Below are 22416 nucleotides of genomic sequence, written 5' to 3'. Positions count from 1 at the left end.
TCGGATTGATCGAATTACCATTTTAACAGGCCGTCTGGCAAGCAGAAACGAACATCGAACGATCGACTGTCGCAAATATGTTTCCTCATGGATATATTTTTCGCTAACAGCCCCGGAACGGGCTCTTTCCTTTTTACAATTGCATATATACTGAAGTTATCCATGCCGAGCCAACCTGGAGACGTAGCACATGCCCGCATCGATTACGCCATCAGGACCACTGAAGGATGACAGCGTTACCGACGACCTCGTCTTTGCCGACGAAGCCGCCGCCGCCGCATCCCCGAGTCCAGCATGGCGGATCCTGGTGGTCGACGACGATGCCGACGTGCACTCGACCACCACCTTTGCTCTCGGCAACGTCGAGATGCAGGGCCGCCCGCTGGTCTTCCTGCACGCTTATTCCGCCAGCGAAGCCTTCGACCTGCTGGCGCGTGAACACGATATCGCCGTCATCCTGCTGGACGTGGTGATGGAAAGGGCCGACGCCGGCCTGCTGCTGGTGCGCCGCATCCGCGACGAGCTGGGCCTGCACGACGTGCGCATCATCCTGCGCACCGGCCAGCCCGGCTATGCGCCCGAGATGGAAGCCATCCGCGGCTACGACATCAACGATTACCGCACCAAGTCCGAGCTGACCCGCACCAAGCTGTATACGACGGTGGCGGCCGCGATCCGCTCTTACCAGCAGATCCGCGCGCTCGAGGCCAACCGCATCGGCATGGAACACATCGTCTCCGCCTGCGCCGAGCTGATGACCCTGCACGGCGTGCGCGACGTGGCGGCCGGCATCCTGGCCCAGGCCGGGCGCTTGGTCGGCCAGCCGCCCGAGGGCGTGCTGTGCACGCGCGACAGCGGCCATGGCCGCCCCGAGACCCTGCGCGCGGTGGCCGCCGCCGGCGCCTGCCGCAACCTCGACGGCCGCGAATTGACCGGCCATTTCGCGGTCGCCGCCGAGCGCACCCTGCTCCAGCGCCAGTGCGGCGCCGAGGACGGCCTGCTGAATATGTACTTCCCGGGCAAGGCCGGACGCGATTTCGCGGCCTGCATCCCGCTCGAGCGGCCGATGGACGAGGTCGAGCGGCGCTTGCTGAAGGTGTTCTGCGGCATGGTGGCGGTATGCCTCGACAACTGCGAGCTGGTCACCAGCCTGAACAAGTCGGCGTTCCACGATCCGCTTACCGGCCTGCCGAACCGCACCCGCATGGTCGAGCTGCTCGAGGCCATCCTGGCCGGCCCGGGCCGCGCGGGCGCGGTGCTGGCCCTGGTCGACCTCGACCATTTTGCCGAAACCAACGACGCCCTCGGCCACCATTTCGGCGACCTGCTGCTGGTGGCGGTCGGCCAGCGCCTGACATCGCGTCTGGCCCCTGGCCTGGAGATCGGCCGCATCGGCGGCGACATCTTCTGCGTGCTGGGCGACGCCGACGCGGTGCAGCCGGTCCAGATCCAGGCCCTGTTCCGCGAATCGTTCCGCATCGACGGCCAGGACGTGCTGGTGTCCGCCACCCTTGGCCTGGTGCGCCTGCCGGAACACGACGGCAGCGGCGCCGACGCCCTGAAGGACGCCGACATCGCGCTCAAGCGCGCCAAGTCGCAGCAGCGCGCCGGCCACTTCTATTTTTCGCGCAGCATGGGCGTCGAGATCCGCGAGCGCGTGCGCATGATGCACGCGCTGCGCAGCGGCTTCCAGCGCGGCCAGCTGTTCCTGCACTACCAACCCCAAGTCGACCTCGCCACCAACCGCCCGTTCGGCGCCGAGGCGCTGCTGCGCTGGCGCCTGGATGACGGCCGCCTGGTGCCGCCCGACCGCTTCATCCCGATCGCGGAATATTCGGGCCTGATCGTCGAGATCGGCGAATGGGTGCTGCGCCAGGCCTGCGCCGAACTGATGCGCCTGCGCGCGGCGGGTCACCGCGAGTTCACGATGTCGGTGAACGTCTCGCAGGTGCAGTTCCGGCATCCGCACTTCGTCGACATGCTGCAGCGCGCGCTGGCCGACACCGGCGCGCCGCCCGACTACATCGAGCTGGAGATCACGGAATCGATGGCGATGGAAGAGCCGGCGCTGCTGGTCGAGAAGCTGGCCCAGGTCAAGCGCACCGGCGTGTCGATCGCGATCGACGATTTCGGCACCGGCTTCTCGTCGCTCTCGCATCTGCAGCGCCTGCAGGTGGACCGGCTCAAGATCGACCGCACCTTCGTCACCGAGATCACCGGATCGGCGCGCGGCAGCAGCATCGCCCAGATGGTGGTGCAGCTGGGCCGCAACCTGGGATTGTCGGTGATCGCCGAAGGAGTCGAGGACGAGCGCCAGGCGCAGATCCTGCGCCAGCTCGGCTGCCCGCTGGCGCAGGGCTTCCTGTATGCGCGGCCGCTGTCGCCGGAAGGGTTGCTGGAGTGGCTGGCGGGGAATCCGATGACGCGCGCGGCGTGAACGATGCCGCGATCGGCATCGTCATCGATACATCAAACCAGCGTCATTCCCGCGGAGGTTCAATCCGGCGCGTTCTGCTCCGCCGGCCAATCGCGGATATACGCCTTGAGCATGCGGTTCTCGAAGCTTTGCGCTTCGAGCACGGCGCGCGCGACGTCGTAGAACGAGATCACGCCCAGCAGGGTGCGGGCGTCCATCACCGGCAGGTAGCGCGCATGCTTTTCGAGCATGATGCGGCGCACCTCGTTGACTTCGGTGTCCGGGGTCACGGTGATCGGGCTGTCGTCCATGTGGCGGCGCACGGTGCCGGCGCCGACCGAGCCGCCGTTCGCGTGCAGCGCCTTGAGCACTTCGCGGAAGGTCAGCATCCCGACCAGGTCGCCGTACTCCATCACCACCAGCGAACCGATATCGTTCTCGGACATCGTGGTCACCGCGTCGACCAGCGGCTGGTCAGGCGTCACGGTGTACAGGATATTGCCCTTCACTTGCAGGATTTCCGAAACTTTCATGTTCGCCACCCCCGCTTCGTCAATATTGCTGATACTGGATAAATTTGTATAAGGCATAACACCGACTGTAGCCTATGCCCGCCAAAAAATCCAGCGTTGCGCTGCATCATGGTGCGCGCTCAGTGACAAGATGGTGCAGCGCAGATTGCGCAAAGACCCATAACTGCTAGGATGCGCCATCCCTTTGATACGAGTCCAGCATGAGCGCTCCCCGACCTCCCGGTTTCGACACCCTGTCCCTGCACGCGGGCAGCGCACCCGATCCCGCCACCGGCGCGCGCGCCACGCCGATCCATTTCACGTCCTCGTTCGCCTTCCGCGACTCCGAGCATGGCGCGGCGCTGTTCAATATGGAACAGAGCGGCCATGTGTATTCGCGCATCTCGAATCCGACCAATGCGGTGCTCGAAGAGCGCATCGCGGCGCTCGAAGGCGGCGTGGCTGGCATCGCCACCGCCAGCGGCCAGGCGGCCATGCACCTGGGATTGAGCACGCTGGTGGGCGCCGGCGACCATATCGTGGCCTCGCGCGCGCTGTACGGCGGTTCGCACAACCTGCTGGCCCATACCCTGCGCAGGTTCGGCGTCGAGACCACTTTCGTCGACCCGCGCGACCTCGATGCCTGGCGCGCCGCGATCAAGCCATCGACCAAGCTGCTGTTCGGCGAAACGCTGGGCAATCCGGGCCTGGACGTGCTCGACATCCCGGCGATCGCGGGGCTCGGGCACGCGCACGACCTGCCGCTGATGGTCGATGCGACCTTCACCACCCCTTACCTGCAGCGCCCCTTCGAGCTGGGCGCCGACCTGCTGTTCCACTCGGCCACCAGGTTCCTGTGCGGCCACGGCACCGCGATCGGCGGCCTGCTGGTCGATGGCGGCACCTTCGACTGGCAGGCCGCGCATGAACGGAGCGGCCGCTTCGCCACCCTGTGCGAGCCATATGACGGCTTTCATGGCATGGTGTTCAGCGACGAGTCGACCGTCGGCGCCTTCGCCCTGCGCGCGCGGCGCGAAGGCTTGCGCGACTTCGGCGCCGCAATGAGCCCGCACAACGCCTTCGCCATCCTGCAGGGCGTCGAGACGCTCGGCCTGCGCATGGAGCGCCACGTCGCCAATACCCGGCGCGTGGTCGAGTTCCTCGCCGCGCAGCCGATGGTGGCGTCGGTGTCCTATCCGGAGCAGGACAGCCACCCGGACCATGCGCTGGCGCAGCGTATCCTGCCGAAAGGCTGCGGCGCGGTCTTCACCTTCGAGCTGAAAGGCGACCGCGCGGCCGGCCGCCGTTTCGCCGACGGCTTGCAGGTGTTCTCGCATCTGGCGAACGTGGGCGACGCCAGGTCGCTCGTCATTCATCCGGCATCGACCACCCATTTCCGGGTGCCGGCCGAGCACCTGGCGGCCAGCGGGGTCACTGAAGGCACGTTGCGCCTGTCGATCGGGCTGGAAGACCCGGACGACCTGATCGACGACTTGAAGCGCGGCCTGAAGCTGGCCGCGAAGGGGGCCTGAGATGCTGCTCGACGTTCATGGTCATCAGGCCTATTGCTACACCGGCGGCAAGGCATTCGACCCAGGCCAGCCGGCCGTCGTGCTGCTTCACGGCGCGCAGAACGACCATTCCGTCTGGGCCCTGCAGAGCCGCGCCCTCGCCCATCGCGGCTACGCGGTGCTGGCGCCGGATCTGCCGGGGCACGGCCGCAGCAGCGGCCCGCCCTTGCAGCGCGTCGAAGCGATGGCGGGCTGGATCCTGGCTTTGCTTGCCGCGGCCGGCGTGGAGCGCGCCGTCCTGGCCGGGCACAGCATGGGCTCGCTCATCGCCCTGGAGGCGACCCACCGCGCGCCAGAGCGCGTGAGCGGCCTGGTCCTGCTGGGCGCCACCTACCCGATGCGGGTATCGGACGCGCTGCTGGAAGCCGCGCGCACCGAACAGGACGCGGCCATCGACATGGTCGCCGCCTGGTCGCATGCCTCCTGGTTGCCCGGCCCCTCGACCGCCGGTCCGGGCATCTCCGTGATCAACACGGCGCGGCGCCTGATGCAGCGCATGGCGGCGCGCGGCGCGCCGCAGCTGTTCCATACGGATTTCGCCGCCTGCAATGCGTATGCGAATGGCGAGACTGCCGCCGCCTCGGTTGCCTGTCCGACGCTGTTCGTGCAGGGCATGAAGGACATGATGACGCCGCCGCGCTCGACGAAGCTGCTGACCGGTGCGCTCCGGCACGGCAAGATCGTCACCGTCGACGCCGGCCACGCGATGATGAGCGAAGCGCCGGATGCGGTGCTCGACGCCTTGCTCGGCTTTGTTGCAATGAGCCGATAACAAGGGAAAATTTATTTCCGGAGGATGTTCTTTTCCTGTTTTTAGGGGCAATACAAGGCGATTCTTTCCTATTCGGAAAATGACGATGAAATGGATTCGCCGCCTGTCGATCGTCTTGCTCGCCGGGGCCACTGCGTTCGGCATCGTCCTGGTCGGGACCGCCTTGCGCGCCGAGCGCCCCGTTGGATTCGATCTGGTCCGCGTGAACGACACCGATGGCCAGGCATTCGCGGTCGCCATCTGGTATCCGACCGAAGCGCGCGCCTGGCCGACCACCTGGCTCGGCCTCAGGCTGATGGCAGTGGCGCGCGATGCGCCGGTATCAGGACGGAACTTGCCGCTGGTGGTGATTTCACACGGAAATGCCGGCGGTCCGGGCAGCCACGCAGACCTGGCGCTCGCGCTGTCCGATGCCGGCTACGTCGTCGCGGCGCCCATGCACCCCGGCGACAATCACATCGACCAGAGCGCTGCCGGCACCGTGCCCTGGATCAGCGGACGCACCAGGCAGGTCGGCATCGCCATCGACCATCTGTTCACGAGGTGGAGAGGCAGCGCAGCCATCGACCCGGGCCGGATCGGGGCGTATGGGTTCTCCGCGGGCGGCGCCACGTTGCTGGCCTCCGCCGGCGCCCGGCCGGACCTGCGCCAGATTGCACACCATTGCGCCGAGACGCCCGAGTTCGTTTGCCAGCTGTTCCGGGACGGGCACTCTCCGCTGCTGGACCCCGAGGCAGCGCAACTGGGCAACAACTATTCCCATGATCCACGAATCAAGGCCCTGGTCGTGGCGGCGCCCGGCCTGGGCTTCCTGATGGGACCGGATGCCTTGCGGGACGTCCGCGTGCCCGTCCAGCTGTGGAGTGGCGAGCAGGATCGGCTCGTCAGCTATGCCAGCAACAGCAAGCCGCTGCGCGATGCGCTGGGCGAGCGCGCACAATTCCACTCGGTTCCCGGGGCCGGACATTTTTCATTCCTGGTGCCGTGCGGCGTCCTGGGACCACCGGCGCTGTGCGACGATGGCGAGGGATTCGACCGGCCAGCCTTCCATGCGCGCATGAACGCCAGCGTCATCGAATTCTTCGACCAGCATCTGAAAGCCACCCCGGCTTCGCTTTGACCAGAACGCCAACCCAGCTGCCCACTCAGTCGAAAGGCTGAGGCCGCTTGGTCGCGTCGCTCGACGGCGGCAGGATCGGCAGCACGACCCGGGGCTGCTCGCCGGTCAGCGTCTTCAGGAAGGCGACCACGTCGGCGATCTCGGCCTCGCTGAACTTCCTGCCCAGTTGCAGGCGGCCCATCGTGTCCACGGCCTGGCCCAGGGTATCGGCCGCGCCGTCATGGAAATAGGGATAGGTCAGCTCGACGTTGCGCAAGGTCGGCACCTTGAAATAGAAGCGGTCGATGTCCTGCTTGGTGACGGCAAAGCGGCCTTCGGCCGTGCTGGTCGTCTTGCAGGCTTCGATCAGGCCCATCTTCTGGAACGAGACGCCGCCGACGTTCGGGCCGTTGTGGCAGGCGATGCAGCCGCTGCTCTTGAACAACTCGTAGCCCCGCAACTCCTGCGCATTGATCGCCGTCTTGTCCCCCTGCAGCCACTTGTCGAAGCGCGCATTGGGCGTGACCAGCGTTTCCTCGAAGGCGGTGATGGCGGACGTGACCTCGTCGATGGTGAGCTTGTCGTGGCCGAATATCGCGTGAGCGCCATCTCGCCGGGGTTGGCATCCGCATGGTGTTCATCATCACTCCTGGCTGGAAAAACACGCCCGGTATTGATTTCCGGACAGTGTCTTCAGCCTAAGCGTGAGTGTCGCCGGAGGCAATATCGCCGGCCCGGCCAACGCGTCAAAACATAGCGTGAGTCAAGAAAGCGCCGTCACGACGGCGAGCTCAGCTGGTAGCGCGCGCCTCGATGTCCGCCAGCACGGCATCTTCGGGATCGCCGAAGTGCGCCGCCAGCGTCTGCTCCAGCCCCGCCTCGACCGCCTCCTCGACCTGGCGCGCGAGGTTGCCGACGTCGAGCGCCAGCGGCGTGTCCGGCCCGCCCTCTTCGCGCTGCGCGCCTTCCGCCGCCGCGCAGTCGAACACGAACAGCCGGTAGACGTCGGCCAGGCGCAGGCTCGCCGGATCGGCCAGCAGCACCCAGTTCTCCTGGCTGCCGCCGCGGTTGAAACGCCAGCCGGCCCGCGCCGGGGCGTCGTCCTGCACCCGGCCGACCCAGCCCTCGGTCACCATCCGGTCCAGCAGGCGGCCCAGCTCGTCGTAGCCGATCCGGGTGTGATCGCGGATCGTGCTGCTCGCCACCAGCGCATTGCCGCTCAGCTTCGCGCTGCCGTACAACACCTTGAGCACCGACATCGCGTCGACGAAGGCGCCACCCGGCGCCGGCTGGTACCACCAGCGTTCATGCTTGACCACCGGCAGCGCCGCCGTCAATACCGCGCCGACCAGCGTGATCATCCAGGTGACATAGATCCAGACCAGGAACAATGGCAGCGCCGCCAGCGCGCCATAGATGATGGCGTAGGTCGGGAACTGGCGGATGAACAGGCCGAAGCCGCGCTTGGCGATCTCGAAGGCGATCGCCGCCGCCAGCGCGCCCCAGAACGCGTCGCGCCAGGCCACCTTGCGGTTGGGCACCACGACGTACAGCAAGGTGTAGCCGGCGGTGGTGACCGCCACCGAGGCCAGGGTGAAGAACAGGGTGCCGAGCAGGGAGGCGCCCTGCTCCAGGCCGCCGGTCACGTCCACCAGTTGCGAGGTGAAACTGATCGACAGGCCGAACAGCAGCGGCCCCAGCGTCAGCAGGGCCCAGTAGACCAGCAGGCGCTGGGGAAGCGGGCGCGGCTGGCGCACGCTCCAGATCTGGTTGAACACGCGCTCGATCAGGCTCATCGTGGCGGCCGTGGTGAACAGCAGCGCCACCGCCCCGAGGGCCGACAGCCCCTTGGCCTTGTCGGCGAACTGGGTCAGGTTGCCGCTGATGGTGCTGGCGATGGCCTTGGGCATCAGGTTCTGCACGAACCAGGCGTCGATCATCTCGCGCACCTGGCCGAAGGCCGGGAACATGGTAAAGATCGCCAGCACGATGGTGAGCAACGGCACCAGGGCCAGGGTCGTGGTGAAGGTCAGGCTGCCCGCCACCTGCGGCAGGCGCTCTTCGCGCAGACGACGCACGGCGAAGCGCACCAGGTCGCGCGCCTCGGGCCAGGTCAGGCCGCGCTCGGCGCCGCCACCCGCGAACTCGCCACTCGCGCGCGACACGCCACTCACCGCCCCGGTCACCGTCTTGTTCACCATGGTGTTGGATTTACCGTATTCGTCATCGTCGCCAGCATGTCATTTCAACAAACCGCACTATAATACCAAGGATGAACATGACCCCACTGAGCATCCTCGTCCTCTACTATTCGCGCCATGGCGCCACGCGCAAGCTGGCCGAACTGATCGCCCAGGGCATCGACAGCGTGCCGGGGGCCGAGGCCCGGCTGCGCACCGTGCCGCCGGTGTCGTCGGTGGCCGAAGCGACCGCGCCCGGGATTCCCGACCAGGGCTCGCCCTATGTCGAGCTGGACGACCTGCGCGAATGCGCTGCCCTGGCGCTGGGCTCGCCTACGCGCTTCGGCAATATGGCCGCGAGCATGAAGTACTTCCTCGACGGCACCGCGACCGAATGGGTCAACGGGTCGCTGTCCGGCAAGCCGGCCGTCGTCTTCGCCTCCACCGGCAGCCTGCACGGCGGCCAGGAAGCGACCCTGCTGTCGATGATGATCCCCTTGCTGCACCACGGGATGATGGTGATGGGCCTGCCCTACACCCATCCCGAGTTGATGAACACCGCCAGCGGCGGCAGCCCCTACGGCGCGACCCACTGGGCCGGCGTCGATGGCAAGCGCCCCGTTACCGAAGAAGAGCGTACGCTGGCGATAGCGCTCGGTCGCCGCCTGGCAGAGGCGGCCCTGAAACTGCAGGGAAACCGCTGATGGGAACAGGGAAAAAAGTCTTTCACGTGGGAGCGATCGCCAGCCTGATCTGGCTGATCGGCTGGCTGGTCGCCTGGGAAGCCTACGTGGCGCCCCTGCAGCCTGGTAGCTGGCTGCTGGCCCTGAAGGCTTTGCCCCTGTTGTTGCCGCTGCGCGGCGTCATCAAGCGCGACCTGTACACCCTGCAATGGTCGTCGATGCTGATCCTGATCTATTTTGCCGAAGGCGTGGTGCGCGCCTGGGCCGACCAGAGCCCGGCCTCGCGCCACATGGCCATCGGCGAGATCGCCCTGGTCGTGGTGTATTACTTCTGCGCCCTGCTCTACCTGCGCCCCTACAAGAAGGAGGCGCAGCGCCTGGCCAAGGAATTGCTGGACAAGGTCAAAGTGCCGCATGGCTGAGCCGTGCCCCGATGCCCTGCTGGCGCGCTGCCGCGCGATCGCCGGCGACCCCCACGTGATCACCGACGAGGCCGCCATGGCGCCGTTCATGGCGGACTGGCGCGGCCGCTATAACGGACGCGGCCTGGCGGTGGTCCTGCCATCCGACACCGCGCAAGTGGCGGCCATCGTCGCCGCCTGCGCCGCCGCGCGCGTGCCGATCGTCCCGCAAGGCGGGCGCACCGGCCTGGTCATGGGCAGCGTCCCGGACACCTCGGGCCGGGCCATCGTGCTGTCGCTGCGGCGCCTGAACCGCATCCGCGCCATCGATCCCCTGAACCGCACCATGACGGTCGAGGCCGGCTGCATCCTGGCCGATGTGCAGGCTGCGGCGAGCGAGGCCGGGATGCTGTATCCGCTGTCGCTGGCGGCCGAAGGCAGCTGCACGATCGGCGGCAACCTGTCGACCAATGCCGGCGGCACCGCCGTCCTACGCTACGGCAATACCCGCGAGCTGTGCCTGGGCCTCGAAGTCGTCAACGCCCAGGGCGAGATCTGGGACGGCTTGCGCGGCCTGCGCAAGGACAATACCGGCTATGCGCTGCGCGAGCTCTTCATCGGCGCCGAAGGCACGCTGGGCGTGATCACGGCGGCGGTGCTGAAACTGTACCCGGCGCCGCGCGCCGCCCTCACCGCCCTGGTCGCCCTCGACTCACCGCGCCAGGCCGTCGATCTGCTCGGCCTGCTGCACGCGCGCTGCGGGGCGGCGCTGACCGGCTTCGAGCTGATGTCCGCGTTTTGCCTGGACCTGGTCGCGGCGCAGTTTCCCGACCTGCCGCGGCCGTTCGCGGATCGGCATCCGCAATACGCCTTGGTCGAGCTCTCGAGCAATGAATCCGATGAACACGCCCGCGGCCTGCTGGAATCGGGCATAGGCGAGGCGCTGGAAGCCGGCACCGCGCGCAACGCCGTGGTGGCGACCTCGCACAAGCAGGCCCTGGACCTGTGGCGGCTGCGCGAACACATCCCGCTGGCGCAGGCGGCGGCCGGCAAGAACATCAAGCACGATATTTCGCTGGCGGTGTCGCGCATTCCCGACTTCATTGCGCGCGCCGACGCCGCGCTGCAGCAGGCGTTTCCGGGCTGCCAGCCGGTGACCTTCGGCCACCTGGGCGACGGCAACCTGCACTACAACGTGGCGCCGCCGGCCGGGGAATCGCATGCGGCCTTCCTGGAACACCAGGCGGACGTCAATCGCATCGTGCACGACCTGGTCGTGGATCTCGGCGGCTCGATCTCGGCCGAACACGGCATCGGCATGCTCAAGCGCGAAGAACTGGCGCGCTACAAGTCGCCGGTCGAACTTGGCATGATGCGTGCCATCAAAACTGCGCTCGACCCGCTCGGCATCATGAATCCTGGGAAGATATTATGACCAGGAGTCGCGCATGCATCGCTTGCTCTCCATCGCCACGGCCTGCATCCTGTGCCAGGCCCAGGCCGCTGGCGCCATCTACAAATGCCAGGAGAGTGGGCACGTGACCTACGCCGACCGTCCCTGCCCCGGCGCCGGCGCGGAGTTGCCCGTGCGCGCCGCGCCGCCGCCCGATCCCGAAACGCTGGCGCGCCTGGATCGCGCGCGCGACCTGGCCATGGGTATCGACAAGCAACGCGCTGACCAGACCCTGCGCGAAGAACGCGACGGCGAACGCGCCCGGCGCGCAGCGCTGGCCCTGCGCAAGCGCTGCGACAAGCTGCGCCTGCAGCGCCAGTGGCTCGAGGAAGACCTGGCGCGCACGCGCGGCGACGCCAAAGAGGCGGCGCGGATCAAGGCGCGGCGCCAGGCCGAGACGCTGGCGGTGGAATGCCCGGCCTGAGCCGGCTGTCGCGCTGGCTGCTCCTCGGCGAGTGGCGCGCGCATCCGGTGCGGGCGCTGGTCGCCATCGCGGCGATCGCCGTCGGGGTGGCGATGGGCTTCGCCATCCACCTGATCAACGCCGCCGCCTTCAATGAATTCTCGGCCGCCGTCAAGAGCCTGTCCGGCCAGGCCGACATACGGGTAGAGGGCCGTGAGCCGCTGTTCGACGAATCCGTCTACCCCTTCCTGGCCGAACATCCAGAAGTCGCGCTGGCCTCGCCCATCCTCGAGGTCCAGGCCGGCGTGCCGGGCGCCGACGCTCCGCTGCGCATCGTCGGCATCGACCCGTTTCGCGCCGGCGCCATCTCGCCCGACCTGCTCGGGGTGACGGACGAGGGCCGCCGGCTCGACATCCTGGCCGACGACGCCTTGTTCCTGTCGCCGGCGGCCGAGGCCTGGCTGAACAAGCGGCGCGGCGACACCCTGGTGCTGCGCGCCGGCACCGGCGAAGTCGCCCTGCGCGTGGCCGGCCCGGTGCAGCGCGCCCGCGCCGGCCAGCGCCTGGCGGTGATGGACATCGGCGCCGCCCAGTGGCGCCTCAACCGGCTTGGCCAGCTGTCGCGGGTCGACCTCAAATTGCGCGACGGCGTCGACCGCGCCGCCTTCCAGCGCAATCTCGCCGCCCAGCTCGATCGCACCTGGCCGGGCCGCTTCACGGTCGGCCAGCCGAACGACGCCGACCAGGAAAGCCGCACCGCCAACATGAGCCGCGCCTACCGCGTCAACCTGACCGTGCTGGCGCTGGTGGCGCTGTTCACCGGTGCCTTCCTCGTGTTTTCGACGCAGGCGCTGTCGGTGATGCGCCGCCGCAGCCAGTTCGCGCTGCTGCGGGTGCTGGGCCTCGAACGCGGCCAGTTGCTGCGCCAGGTGCTGCTCGAAGGGGGCAGCCTGGGCGTGCTGGGCGCGCTGCTCGGCATCGGCGCCGGCTACGCTCTGGCGGCCGCCGCGCTGCATTTCTTTGGCGGCGACCTTGGCGCCGGCTACTTCCCCGGGATTCGCCCGCAGGTCGCGTTCACGCCCGGCGCCGCCCTGGTGTTCTTCGCGCTGGGCCTGGGCGTGGCCCTGCTGGGCTGCCTGGCGCCGGCCTGGGAGGCGGCGCGCGCGCGGCCGGCGGTGGCCATCAAGTCCGGCGCCGACGAGGCGCCGCTCACGCGCCTGGCGCGGGTCTGGCCCTCGCTCGTGTGCCTGGGGCTGGCCGCGCTGTTCGCCTTCGCGCCGCCGGTGTTCGAGCTGCCGCTGTTCGGCTACCTGGCAATCGCCCTGCTGCTGGTCGGCGGCATCGGCCTGATGCCGCGCTTCGCGGCGCTGACCTTCCGCGCGCTCGAAGCCTCTCTCGGGTGGCGCCAGCGCAGTCCGGCGGTGCTGGCGCTGTCGCTGGCGCGCCTGGCCAACGCGCCGGGCCAGGCCTCGATCGCCCTGGGCGGCATCCTGGCCAGCTTCAGCCTGATGGTGGCGATGGGGATCATGGTGTCGAGCTTCCGGGTCTCGGTCGACGACTGGATGGCCCACATCCTGCCGGCCGACCTGTACGTGCGCACGGCCGATGCCGGCGCCGCCGGCTTCCTGAGCGGCGCGCAGCAGGCCGCGCTGATCGATCTTCCAGGCGTCGAGAAAGCGCAATTCTTGCGCACCCGGCGCGTGTCGCTCGCGCCCGAGCGGCCGCCGGTCGTCGTCATCGCCCGCGACATTGATGCCAGCGATCCGGCGCGCCTGCTGTACCTGGTCGGAGAGTCGGCAGCCATCCCATCCGGCGCCCGCCCGGCCTGGGTGTCGGAAGCGATGCTCGACCTGTACGGCGCCCGCGTCGGCCAGCGCCTGGCCCTGCCCCTGGGCGGCGCGCAGGTGGAGTTCTTCGTCGCCGGCGCCTGGCGCGACTATGCCAACCAGGGCGGCTCGGTGGTGATCCAGCTGCACGACTACCGCCGGCTGACGGGCGAGCGCGACGTCACCGACGCCGCCTTGTGGAGCGCGCGCGGCGTGGACGCCGCGACGCTGGAAGGCAGCCTGCGCGCGCTGCCGTTCGGGACGTCGCTGAGCATCTCGCGGCCCGGCGACATCCGCGCCGCCAGCCTCAAGATCTTCGACCGCAGTTTCGCCGTCACTTACCTGCTCGAGGCGATCGCGATCGCCATCGGTCTGTCGGGCATCGCGGCGAGTTTTTCGGCCCAGACTTTGGCAAGGGCGCGAGAATTCGGTATGCTGCGCCACGTCGGCGTCACCCGGCGCCAGGTCTTGCAACTGCTCGCCTTCGAGGGCGGGTTGCTGACAGGCCTCGGCGTCGTCGCCGGTTTCGCGCTCGGGCTGGTGATCAGCCTGATCCTGGTGTACGTGATCAACCCGCAGTCCTTCCACTGGACCATGGGCTTGCACCTGCCCTGGCCCCTGCTCGGCAGCGTGGCCGCGGTGCTGGTCGCTGCATCGGTTGCTACCGCGCTCGTCTCGGGACGCCAGGCATTGTCCGGCGGCCCGGTGCGCGCGGTCAGAGAGGATTGGTAATGCGTTTTATTCTGTGCCTGTTGGTCTTGCTGTCGCTGTCTGCCCATGCCGCGGCGCCCGTGTATGCGCCGGTCACCCCGGGCGCCGGCCTGTCGTTCCCGCGCGACTACGGCGCCCATCCGGAGTTTCGCACCGAGTGGTGGTACGTCACCGGCTGGGTCGAGACGCCCGACAAGCGCCCGCTCGGCTTCCAGGTCACCTTCTTTCGCAGCCGCACCGGCGCCGACAACGCCAACCCGAGCCATTTCGCGCCGCGCCAGCTGGTGATCGGCCACGCGGCGCTGTCCGATCCCCAGGTCGGCCGCCTGGTGCACGACGAGCGCAGCGCGCGCGAGGGCTTCAGCATGGCCTGGGCGCGGCCCGGCAACACCGACCTCAAACTCGACGACTGGCGCATGGTCCGCGATGCGGGCGGCGTCTACCGGGTCACCGTCCGATCCAACCAGCTGACGCTCGAACTGCGCCTGCGCCCGACCCAGCCGGTGCTGGTGCAGGGCCAGGGCGGCTATTCGCGCAAGGGTCCCAGCGCCCAGCACGCGAGCTACTACTACAGCGAACCGCACCTGGAAGTGAGCGGCACGGTCGGCCGCGCCGGCATGGCGGCCACGCAGGTGAGCGGCAGCGCGTGGCTCGACCACGAATGGTCGAGCGAGGCGCTGCAGCCGGACGCCGTGGGCTGGGATTGGGTCGGCGCCAACCTCGACGACGGCGGCGCCCTGATGGCTTTCCAGATCCGCGACCGCCAAGGTGGTAAACTATGGGCGCACGCCACCCGGCGCGACAAGGCCGGCAAGGTGCTGCACTACGCGCCCGAGCAGATCACCTTCGCGCCGCAGACGCACTGGAAGTCGCCGCGCACCGGCGCCACGTATCCGATCGCGACCACGATCAGCACGGGCGGCCAGGCCTGGCAGGTGGTGCCGCTGCAGCAAGACCAGGAACTCGACTCGCGCCGCTCGACCGGCGCCGTGTACTGGGAAGGCGCGGTCACGATCCAGCAGAACGGCCGCCGGGTGGGCCGCGGCTACCTCGAGATGACCGGCTATGTGCAACCCATGAAGCTTTAATAACAATAACGATAACAAGAACGACCGACACGCCAAAACACGATGACCACCCGTAACACCAGCAAGACCGACCCAGAATCATCCCGCAAGAGCAGCCTGGCCACCCTCAGGGGCTTGAGCCCCTTCCTGCGTCCCTATCGCCGCCAGTTCCTGCTGGCCGGCATCGCGCTGCTGTTCGCCGCCGGCGCCACCCTGGCGATCCCGGCGGCCTTCAAGCAGATGATCGACCTGGGCTTCGGCGCAGCTTCAGCCAGCGCGGCCGCCGGCGCCGCGATCGAAGGCGGCAGCCTGGAACACATCAACGCCACCTTCCTGGCCCTGTTCGGCGTCGCCGCGGTGCTCGCGGTGGCCACCGCGGCGCGCTTCTACATGGTGTCGTGGCTGGGCGAGCGCGTCACCGCGGATATCAGGAGCAGCGTCTACGGCCACGTGGTGCGCCAGAGCCCCGAATTCTTCGAGACCACCCGCACCGGCGAAGTGCTGTCGCGCCTGACCACCGACACCACCCTGATCCAGACCGTGGTCGGCACCAGCATCTCGCTGGCGCTGCGCAACACGCTGCTGTTCTTCGGCGGCCTGGTGATGCTGTTCGTGACCAGCCCGCGCCTGACCTCCATCATCCTGGGCCTGCTGGTGCTGGTGGTGCTGCCGATCGTGCTGTTCGGGCGCCGCGTGCGCAAGCTGTCGCGCGATTCGCAGGACCGCATCGCCGACGCCTCGGCGGTGGCCGGCGAGATCCTGAACGCGATGCCGACCGTGCAGGCATTTACCCGCGAGGGCCATGAATCGGGCCGCTTCTCGAGGGAAGTCGAAGGCGCCTTCAGCACCGCGATGCGCCGCATCCGCGCCCGCGCCACGCTCACCATGCTGGCCATCGTGCTGGTGTTCGGCGCCATCGTGTTCGTGCTGTGGCTCGGCGCACACGCCGTGCTCGAAGGCACCATGACCGGCGGCGACCTGGGCCAGTTCATCCTGTACGCCGGCATCGTGGCCGGTTCGGTCGGCGCCCTGTCGGAAGTGATGGGCGACGCCCAGCGCGCCGCCGGCGCCACCGAACGCCTGCTCGAACTGCTCGGCGCGCAATCCGAGATCCAGGATCCGCTGCAACCCAAAAACCTGCCCGCGCGCACCGAGAACGGCGCCCGCGTGACGCTCGACGACGTGACCTTCGCCTATCCGTCGCGCCTGGACGAAGCCGCCCTGTCGCATCTCGCGCTCGAGATCCGCCCCGGCGAGACGGTGGCCGTGGTCGGCCCTTCCGGCGCCGGCAAGACCACCCTGTTCCAGCTGCTGCTGCGCTTCTACGATCCGCAGGCCGGCAGCATCCGCCTCGACGGCGTGGACGTGCGTGACCTGGCGCTGCAGACGCTGCGCGGCGCGGTCGGCATCGTGCCGCAAGATACCGTGATCTTCTCGCTCGACGCCATGGAAAACATCCGCTACGGCCGTCCGGACGCGAGCGACGACGAGGTGATCGCGGCGGCCAGGATGGCCGCGGCCCACGATTTCATCGAGCGCCTGCCGCAAGGCTACGCGTCGTTCCTGGGCGAGCGCGGGGTGCGCCTGTCGGGCGGCCAGCGCCAGCGCATCGCGATCGCGCGCGCCCTGCTCAAGAACCCGCCGCTGCTGCTGCTGGACGAAGCCACCAGCGCGCTCGACGCCGAATCCGAACGCCTGGTCCAGCGCGCGCTCGAAGCGGCGATGGTCGGCCGCACCACCATCATCATCGCCCACCGCCTGGCCACCGTGCAGCGGGCCGACCGCATCATCGTGCTGGACGAAGGCCGGATCGTCGAATCCGGCACCCACGCCGAGCTGATCGCCCTGCGTGGCGTGTATGCCAACCTGGCTGCGCTGCAGTTCCAGACCCATGCGCCGGTGGCAGCATGACGAGGCGCTCCGGGCAATCCGTAGTATCACGTAGCAATCCATCAAGCTGTTGTTACAGAGCGACCAGGTAGCATTCCAAAACTTACTAAATATTGCGGTAGGAAAAGTTTGCGAGGTATGATCGCGGCTTATATCCCTCTATTTTTCCTCGCTATAAATGAGCAACCGCAAATTTAGTCCAGCCAGCTGGAATGTTGGCACGCGCATCAGCGCCGTCACCTTTTTGCTGGCCGGCGCCATCATTGCCGCCCTGATCGCGACCATCACCGTCCTGACCTCCGGCATGCTGGAACGGCGCGCCATCGACAGCGTGAGGAACGAGCTGCACGGCGTCTCCAGCACCGTCGAGCTGTTCAACAAGACCGTCAGCAGCCAGGCGGTCAGCTTCGGCCGCATCTTCCGCGCCGGCCTGCCGGGCGACTTCGCGCTCGACGAAGCGACCACCGTCGACATCGGCGGCCGCCAGGTGCCGACCCTGAGCGTGGCCGGCCAAGCGCTCAACCTCGACTTCAGCGCCCCGGACGCCTTCACCGAACGCACCGGCGGCAACGCCACCATCTTCGCCGCGTCCGGCGAAGACTTCGTGCGCGTGTCGACGTCGGTCAAGAAGGAAAACGGCGAGCGCGCGGTCGGCACCGCCCTCGACAAGGCCTCGCCGGCCTACCCGGCGCTGCGCGCCGGCCGCAACTACGTGGGCCTGACCACGCTGTTCGGCAAGCAGTTCATCACCCAGTACGAGCCGGTGCGCGACGCCTCCGGCAAGGTGGTCGGCGCGCTCTACGTCGGCGTCGACATCACCGCCGACGTGGCCGCCCTGAAGGAGCGCATCCGCGCCGTCAAGGTCGGCGAGACCGGCTACTTCTTCGTGCTGTCGTCGGCGCCGAAGACCTATGGCGACCTGATCGTCCACCCGAGCAAGGAAGGCGAGAACATCCTCGACAGCCAGTCGGCCGACGGCCATGCCTTCATCAAGGAAATGCTGGAGAAGAAGGAGGGCACGATCAGCTACGACTGGCAGAATCCGGGCGAGCTCCAGGCACGCGAAAAATTCGCGGCCTATTCCGAGATGAAGGACTGGAACTGGGTCATCGCCGGCGGCACCTACCGCGACGAGATCACCGCCGCCGCGACCGAGCTGGGCAACCGCTTCATCCTGTTCGGCCTGGCGGCGCTCGCCGTGCTGGCCAGCGTGCTGTACTTCCTGGTGCGCGCCACCGTCACCCGCCCGCTGGCCGAAGTGCAGGCGGTCGCCGCCCGCATCGCCGACGGCGACCTGACCGCCCAGGTCAAGGCGCGCCGCGACGACGAGATCGGCCGCCTCACCGGCGCCATCAACGAGATCGGCGCGCGCCTCTCGAGCGTGGTCGGCCAGGTGCGCGACGGCGCCGAGCACATCGCCACCGCCTCGCAGGAAATCTCGACCGGCAACCTCGACCTGTGCAGCCGCACCGAGGAACAGGCGGCCAGCCTGGCCACCACCGCCTCGTCGATGGACCAGCTGACCACGACCGTGCGCCAGAACGCCGACAATGCGCGCCAGGCCGACCAGTTGGCCCGCAGCGCGTCCGAAGTCGCCCAGAAAGGCGGCAGCACGGTGTCGCAGGTGGTGGCGCGCATGGACTCGATTTCCCAGGCCTCGCGCAAGATCTCGGACATCACCAGCGTCATCGACGGCATCGCGTTCCAGACCAATATCCTGGCGCTGAACGCGGCCGTGGAGGCGGCGCGCGCCGGCGAACAGGGCCGCGGCTTCGCGGTCGTGGCGAGCGAGGTGCGCAACCTGGCCCAGCGCTCGGCCGCCGCCGCCAAGGAGATCAAGGTCCTGATCGAAGCGTCCAACAGCGAAGTCGATGCCGGCAGCCAGCTGGTCGCCCAGGCCGGCGTCACGATGCAGGAAGTGCTGGACAGCGTGCAGCGCGTGACCGACATCATGTCCGAGATCAGCAGCGCCAGCCAGGAACAGACGCAGGGCATCGAAGAGATCAATCGCTCGGTGGTCGAGATGGACACCGTGACCCAGCAGAACGCGGCCCTGGTCGAAGAGGCCAGCGCCGCCGCCCAGGCCATGCACGAGCAGGCCGACGCGCTGGCGCGTTCGGTGCGCCGCTTCCGCCTGGCCGACGAACGCGAGGCCGCCGCGCTGGCGGCCCCTGCGCGCCGCGCGCTGATCGCGAACTGAGTTTCTCAGAGCTCGCCATGCGGTTCTTTGAACCGCGTCGGCCGCGGTGTACAGTAACGGGCTCGCCTTCCAGGAGCCCCTTTTGTCCGACACCGACCTGCAGCGCCGCTGCCACACCATCTTCCCCGGCCATCGCCAGCGGCGTCCGGCCGAACTGTTCGCCGCCATGGCCGCCTGGTGCGAGGAGCACGACGTCGACCACGACGTCTATGGCAACGGCGCCCTGATCCAGGAATTCGAACGCAAGGTCGCCGCCCTGCTGGGCTTCGAGGCGGCCGTGTTCTGCATCAGCGGCACCATGGCCCAGGTCACGGCGCTGCGGCTCGGGGCGTCGGACCGGGGCAGCCGCCTGGTGGCCCTGCATCCGACCTCGCACATCTTCGTTCACGAACGTTCCAACTACCAGATGCTGGACCATTTCCAGGCGCTGTCCGTGGGCGACCGTCACCGTCCCTGGGTCGAGGCCGACCTGGCGGCGGTGCCGGACCGCCTCGGCGCCGTCGGCCTCGAAATCCCGATGCGCGAGATCGGCGGCCAGCTATCAAGCTGGGACGAGCTGGAAGCGATCAAGCGCCACTGCCGCAGCCGCGGCATCCACCTGCACATGGATGGCGCGCGCCTGTGGGAGACGCAAGCCGGTTATGGCCGCGATGCCGCCGAGATCGCGTCCGGCTTCGATTCCGTTTACGTCTCGCTGTACAAGGGCATCGGCGGGCTGGGCGGCGCCATGCTGCTCGGCAGCCGCGCCTTCGTGGAACGCTGCGCCGAGTGGTTCCGGCGCCAGGGCGGCAACGTCATCCATCGCTCGCCCTACATCGTGGCGGCGGCGATGCAGTTCGACGCGCGGCTGGCGGCGATGCCCGCGTATTTCGAGCGCACCCGCTTTCTTTACCAGGCCTTGCGCGCGCATCCCGAACTGCGCGTCAATCCCGCCGCGCCTCAATCCAATATGCTGCATGTCCACCTGCCGGTGGACCGCGAACGCGCGCTGGCGGTGCGCGATGCGCTGGCGCGCGAGCACGGCATCTGGATGTTCAACCGCGCCGTGCATGGCGCGCTGCCGGCGTCGAGCGTCGTCGAGATCTACGTCGGCGACAACCTGCTGTCGATGGCCGACGAAACGGTGCGCGAAGCGCTGCGGCGGTTTGCCGCGGCACTGGTGGCGAATGCTAAAATGACAGATTCTCCGAAACCGTAACGCAATGCGCCAATATCTCGAATTCATGCGCCATGTGAAAGAGCATGGCGCCATCAAGACCGACCGCACCGGCACCGGCACCCGCTCGGTGTTCGGCTACCAGATGCGCTTCGACCTGCAGCAAGGCTTCCCGCTCCTCACCACCAAGAAGGTGCACCTGAAGTCGATCATCCATGAACTGATCTGGTTCCTGCAGGGCTCGACCAATATCGCCTACCTGAAGGAGAACGGCGTCAGCATCTGGGACGAATGGGCCGACGCAGAAGGCAACCTGGGCCCGATCTATGGCTACCAGTGGCGCAACTGGCCGACCCCGTCGGGCGAACACATCGACCAGATCGCGCAGGTGCTCGACCAGATCCGCACCACGCCCGACTCGCGCCGCATGATCGTCTCGGCCTGGAACGTGGCCGACGTGCCGCAGATGAAGCTGCCGCCCTGCCATGCGCTGTTCCAGTTCTACGTGGCCGACGGCAAGCTGTCCTGCCAGCTGTACCAGCGCAGCGCCGACATCTTCCTGGGCGTGCCCTTCAACATCGCCTCGTACGCGATCCTGACCCACATGATGGCGCAGCAGGCGGGCCTGGAGGTGGGCGACTTCGTCTGGACCGGCGGCGACTGCCACCTGTATTCGAACCACATGGAGCAGGTCGAGCTGCAGCTGTCGCGCGAGACCCGCGCGCTGCCGCGCCTCGAGATCAAGCGCAAGCCGGACTCGCTGTTCGACTACCGCTTCGAGGACTTCGAGATCACGGGTTACGATCCGCATCCCGCGATCAAGGCGCCGGTGGCCGTATGAACAGCGCGCCCCGCCTGACCCTCGTGGTCGCGGTCGACGCCAACAACGGCATCGGCCTGGACAACCAGCTGCCCTGGCACCTGCCCGAAGACCTGGCGCACTTCAAGCGCGTCACCCTGGGCAAGCCCATCATCATGGGCCGCAAGACCTTCGACTCGATCGGCCGCCCGCTGCCCAAGCGCCGCAACATCGTGGTCACCCGCAATGCCGGCTGGTCGCACGAAGGCGTCGACAGCGCGGCCTCGCTGGGCGCCGCCATCGCGTTGCTCGATGGCGAGCCGGCCAGCATCATCGGCGGCGCCCAGGTCTTCATCGAAGCCATGAACGTCGCCGACGCCATGATCGTCACCCACATCGACCACGCCTTCCGCTGCGATGCCTTCTTCCCGCCGATCGACCCGGACGTATGGGTCGAGACCGCGCGCGAAACCCACCGCGCCGAAGAGCAGGGATTCGACTATGCCTTCGTGACCTACGAACGCAGGGCCGCCTGATGAGCGAAACCGCACGCCCACCGGGCTCGCGCGGCGGCGACGGATTCGCCGCCCGCGTCGCGGTATTGATCGCGGTGCTGGCCACGCTCGGCACCCTGTTCGCCTTCCTGGGCACCTCGTCGCACAACGACGCCAGCCTGCACAAGACCCAGGCGGCGATGGAAAAGACCAGCGCCGCCAATGCCTGGAGCCACTACCAGGCCAAGTCGAGCCGTCAGAACCTGGCCGAGCTGGCCGCGACCCTGCCCGGGGTCGACGGCGCGCGCTACCGCGGCGAGGCCGAGCGCTACCGCGAAGAGAAGGACGTCATCCGCAAGGAAGCCGAGCGCTGGGAAGCGGCGTCGAGCGAGTCGAACCGCCGCTCCGAGGAAGCCCTGCACCGCCAGCGCCAGTGGGCCGCGGCCTCGGTGGCCCAGCAGATCGCGATCTCGCTGGCCGCCGTCGCGCTGCTGGCGCGCCGCACCTGGCTGCTCACGCTCACCGGCGCGGTGGCGGCCTTCGGCATCACGCTGGGGCTGTTCGCCTTCGTGCACGGCAGCGTCACCGCGCTGTCGCCGATCCCGCTGGTCGGCGCGCTGGCGGCGGCGCTGCTGACCGAGGGCATCCGGCGCGCGGGCCGAAGAATCGACTAGAGTGCGCCACCCTTCCGGAACAGTGGCTAACCTAGCAAAAAAACTTGCACCGGGACCCGCGTTTTCTGCGAAAATCCGCTTCTCATTTTTCTACGGTGCCGTGCGCGGC

Annotated in this window: 18 protein-coding genes and 1 pseudogene; 16 read left to right on the top strand and 3 right to left on the bottom strand. The window is 68.1% G+C overall.

Annotated elements, in window-relative coordinates; all coding sequences use genetic code 11:
- Positions 1-190 precede the first annotated feature (190 nt).
- Complete coding sequence (locus KY496_RS03690; RefSeq protein ID WP_184237368.1) at positions 191-2437, top strand: EAL domain-containing protein; 2247 nt, start codon at positions 191-193, stop codon at positions 2435-2437.
- A gap of 59 nt (positions 2438-2496) precedes the next feature.
- Here KY496_RS03690 and KY496_RS03685 read toward each other — a convergent pair whose 3' ends face one another.
- Complete coding sequence (locus KY496_RS03685) at positions 2497-2949, bottom strand: CBS domain-containing protein (protein ID WP_005670324.1); 453 nt, start codon at positions 2947-2949, stop codon at positions 2497-2499.
- A gap of 200 nt (positions 2950-3149) precedes the next feature.
- Here KY496_RS03685 and KY496_RS03680 point away from each other — a divergent pair, with 200 nt between their 5' ends.
- The 3 genes from KY496_RS03680 to KY496_RS03670 all read left to right on the top strand — a co-directional run bounded on the left by KY496_RS03680 (position 3150) and on the right by KY496_RS03670 (position 6391).
- Complete coding sequence (locus tag KY496_RS03680) at positions 3150-4460, top strand: O-acetylhomoserine aminocarboxypropyltransferase (RefSeq protein ID WP_219863931.1); 1311 nt, start codon at positions 3150-3152, stop codon at positions 4458-4460.
- A gap of 1 nt (position 4461) precedes the next feature.
- A complete protein-coding gene (locus KY496_RS03675) occupies positions 4462-5271 on the top strand; it encodes an alpha/beta fold hydrolase (protein ID WP_184237374.1) in 810 nt (269 codons plus the stop codon).
- A gap of 85 nt (positions 5272-5356) precedes the next feature.
- Positions 5357-6391, top strand: a complete 1035-nt coding sequence (locus KY496_RS03670; protein WP_219863929.1) for a dienelactone hydrolase — start codon at positions 5357-5359, stop codon at positions 6389-6391.
- Between the two features lie 25 nt (positions 6392-6416).
- Here the strand turns inward: KY496_RS03670 and KY496_RS03665 are convergent.
- Together KY496_RS03665 and KY496_RS03660 are read right to left on the bottom strand one after the other, a co-directional pair.
- Positions 6417-6965 (bottom strand): annotated as a pseudogene (locus KY496_RS03665) (cytochrome-c peroxidase); the annotation flags it as partial.
- 196 nt (positions 6966-7161) lie between these two features.
- Positions 7162-8571: a YihY family inner membrane protein gene (locus KY496_RS03660; RefSeq protein WP_184237380.1), complete on the bottom strand. Its 1410-nt coding sequence runs from the start codon at positions 8569-8571 to the stop codon at positions 7162-7164.
- 71 nt (positions 8572-8642) lie between these two features.
- Here KY496_RS03660 and wrbA point away from each other — a divergent pair, with 71 nt between their 5' ends.
- The 12 genes from wrbA (at position 8643) to KY496_RS03600 (ending at position 22307) form a co-directional block, all read left to right on the top strand.
- Positions 8643-9254: an NAD(P)H:quinone oxidoreductase gene (gene wrbA, locus KY496_RS03655; RefSeq protein WP_184237383.1), complete on the top strand. Its 612-nt coding sequence runs from the start codon at positions 8643-8645 to the stop codon at positions 9252-9254.
- On the top strand, positions 9254-9655 hold the full coding sequence (locus tag KY496_RS03650) for a DUF2069 domain-containing protein (RefSeq protein WP_071363037.1): 402 nt from the start codon (positions 9254-9256) through the stop codon (positions 9653-9655). Before wrbA ends, KY496_RS03650 begins: the two co-directional genes overlap by 1 nt.
- Positions 9648-11069 carry an FAD-binding oxidoreductase gene (locus tag KY496_RS03645; protein WP_219863927.1) on the top strand — a complete coding sequence of 474 codons (1422 nt, stop codon included), beginning with the start codon at positions 9648-9650 and terminating at the stop codon, positions 11067-11069. Before KY496_RS03650 ends, KY496_RS03645 begins: the two co-directional genes overlap by 8 nt.
- A 13-nt stretch (positions 11070-11082) precedes the next feature.
- Positions 11083-11511, top strand: coding sequence for a DUF4124 domain-containing protein (locus tag KY496_RS03640; protein WP_219863925.1), 429 nt, complete (start codon positions 11083-11085; stop codon positions 11509-11511).
- The gene (locus KY496_RS03635; RefSeq protein ID WP_219863923.1) at positions 11499-14048 is read left to right on the top strand and encodes an FtsX-like permease family protein; all 2550 of its coding nucleotides are present in this window, start codon (positions 11499-11501) and stop codon (positions 14046-14048) included. The genes KY496_RS03640 and KY496_RS03635 overlap by 13 nt, the downstream gene beginning before the upstream one ends.
- On the top strand, positions 14048-15115 hold the full coding sequence (locus KY496_RS03630; RefSeq protein WP_184237395.1) for a lipocalin-like domain-containing protein: 1068 nt from the start codon (positions 14048-14050) through the stop codon (positions 15113-15115). Before KY496_RS03635 ends, KY496_RS03630 begins: the two co-directional genes overlap by 1 nt.
- A 42-nt stretch (positions 15116-15157) precedes the next feature.
- Positions 15158-17005 (top strand): ABC transporter transmembrane domain-containing protein, encoded by a 1848-nt coding sequence (locus KY496_RS03625; RefSeq protein WP_005670301.1) that lies wholly within the window; start codon positions 15158-15160, stop codon positions 17003-17005.
- A 157-nt stretch (positions 17006-17162) separates the two neighbouring features.
- Positions 17163-19184: a methyl-accepting chemotaxis protein gene (locus KY496_RS03620; protein ID WP_184237398.1), complete on the top strand. Its 2022-nt coding sequence runs from the start codon at positions 17163-17165 to the stop codon at positions 19182-19184.
- Positions 19185-19266: 82 nt separating this feature from the next.
- A complete protein-coding gene (locus KY496_RS03615; protein WP_219863922.1) occupies positions 19267-20382 on the top strand; it encodes a low specificity L-threonine aldolase in 1116 nt (371 codons plus the stop codon).
- 4 nt (positions 20383-20386) lie between these two features.
- Positions 20387-21181, top strand: coding sequence for a thymidylate synthase (locus KY496_RS03610; protein WP_184237404.1), 795 nt, complete (start codon positions 20387-20389; stop codon positions 21179-21181).
- Positions 21178-21675: a dihydrofolate reductase gene (locus KY496_RS03605; RefSeq protein ID WP_005670292.1), complete on the top strand. Its 498-nt coding sequence runs from the start codon at positions 21178-21180 to the stop codon at positions 21673-21675. Before KY496_RS03610 ends, KY496_RS03605 begins: the two co-directional genes overlap by 4 nt.
- Entirely contained in the window at positions 21675-22307 is a 633-nt protein-coding gene (locus KY496_RS03600; protein ID WP_184237407.1) for a DUF4337 domain-containing protein, read from the top strand. The genes KY496_RS03605 and KY496_RS03600 overlap by 1 nt, the downstream gene beginning before the upstream one ends.
- Positions 22308-22416: the final 109 nt, after the last annotated feature.

Source organism: Massilia sp. NP310, from assembly GCF_019443485.1.
GTDB classification, from domain to species: domain Bacteria; phylum Pseudomonadota; class Gammaproteobacteria; order Burkholderiales; family Burkholderiaceae_D; genus Telluria; species Telluria timonae.
Note: the sequence above shows the minus strand (reverse complement) of the source record. Positions and strands in the feature narration are given on the sequence as shown.

What these genes read in the sequence shown, in the direction of transcription:
- KY496_RS03635 (WP_219863923.1), top strand. Translation starts at nt 11,499, where the DNA reads ATGCCCGGCCTGAGCCGGCTGTCGCGCTGGCTGCTCCTCGGCGAGTGG.
- KY496_RS03610 (WP_184237404.1), top strand. Translation starts at nt 20,387, where the DNA reads ATGCGCCAATATCTCGAATTCATGCGCCATGTGAAAGAGCATGGCGCC.
- KY496_RS03670 (WP_219863929.1), top strand. Translation starts at nt 5,357, where the DNA reads ATGAAATGGATTCGCCGCCTGTCGATCGTCTTGCTCGCCGGGGCCACT.
- KY496_RS03685 (WP_005670324.1), bottom strand. Translation starts at nt 2,949, where the DNA reads ATGAAAGTTTCGGAAATCCTGCAAGTGAAGGGCAATATCCTGTACACC.
- KY496_RS03600 (WP_184237407.1), top strand. Translation starts at nt 21,675, where the DNA reads ATGAGCGAAACCGCACGCCCACCGGGCTCGCGCGGCGGCGACGGATTC.
- KY496_RS03620 (WP_184237398.1), top strand. Translation starts at nt 17,163, where the DNA reads ATGAGCAACCGCAAATTTAGTCCAGCCAGCTGGAATGTTGGCACGCGC.
- KY496_RS03650 (WP_071363037.1), top strand. Translation starts at nt 9,254, where the DNA reads ATGGGAACAGGGAAAAAAGTCTTTCACGTGGGAGCGATCGCCAGCCTG.
- KY496_RS03630 (WP_184237395.1), top strand. Translation starts at nt 14,048, where the DNA reads ATGCGTTTTATTCTGTGCCTGTTGGTCTTGCTGTCGCTGTCTGCCCAT.
- wrbA (WP_184237383.1), top strand. Translation starts at nt 8,643, where the DNA reads ATGAACATGACCCCACTGAGCATCCTCGTCCTCTACTATTCGCGCCAT.
- KY496_RS03680 (WP_219863931.1), top strand. Translation starts at nt 3,150, where the DNA reads ATGAGCGCTCCCCGACCTCCCGGTTTCGACACCCTGTCCCTGCACGCG.
- KY496_RS03605 (WP_005670292.1), top strand. Translation starts at nt 21,178, where the DNA reads ATGAACAGCGCGCCCCGCCTGACCCTCGTGGTCGCGGTCGACGCCAAC.
- KY496_RS03640 (WP_219863925.1), top strand. Translation starts at nt 11,083, where the DNA reads ATGCATCGCTTGCTCTCCATCGCCACGGCCTGCATCCTGTGCCAGGCC.
- KY496_RS03660 (WP_184237380.1), bottom strand. Translation starts at nt 8,571, where the DNA reads ATGGTGAACAAGACGGTGACCGGGGCGGTGAGTGGCGTGTCGCGCGCG.
- KY496_RS03625 (WP_005670301.1), top strand. Translation starts at nt 15,158, where the DNA reads ATGACCACCCGTAACACCAGCAAGACCGACCCAGAATCATCCCGCAAG.
- KY496_RS03645 (WP_219863927.1), top strand. Translation starts at nt 9,648, where the DNA reads ATGGCTGAGCCGTGCCCCGATGCCCTGCTGGCGCGCTGCCGCGCGATC.
- KY496_RS03690 (WP_184237368.1), top strand. Translation starts at nt 191, where the DNA reads ATGCCCGCATCGATTACGCCATCAGGACCACTGAAGGATGACAGCGTT.
- KY496_RS03675 (WP_184237374.1), top strand. Translation starts at nt 4,462, where the DNA reads ATGCTGCTCGACGTTCATGGTCATCAGGCCTATTGCTACACCGGCGGC.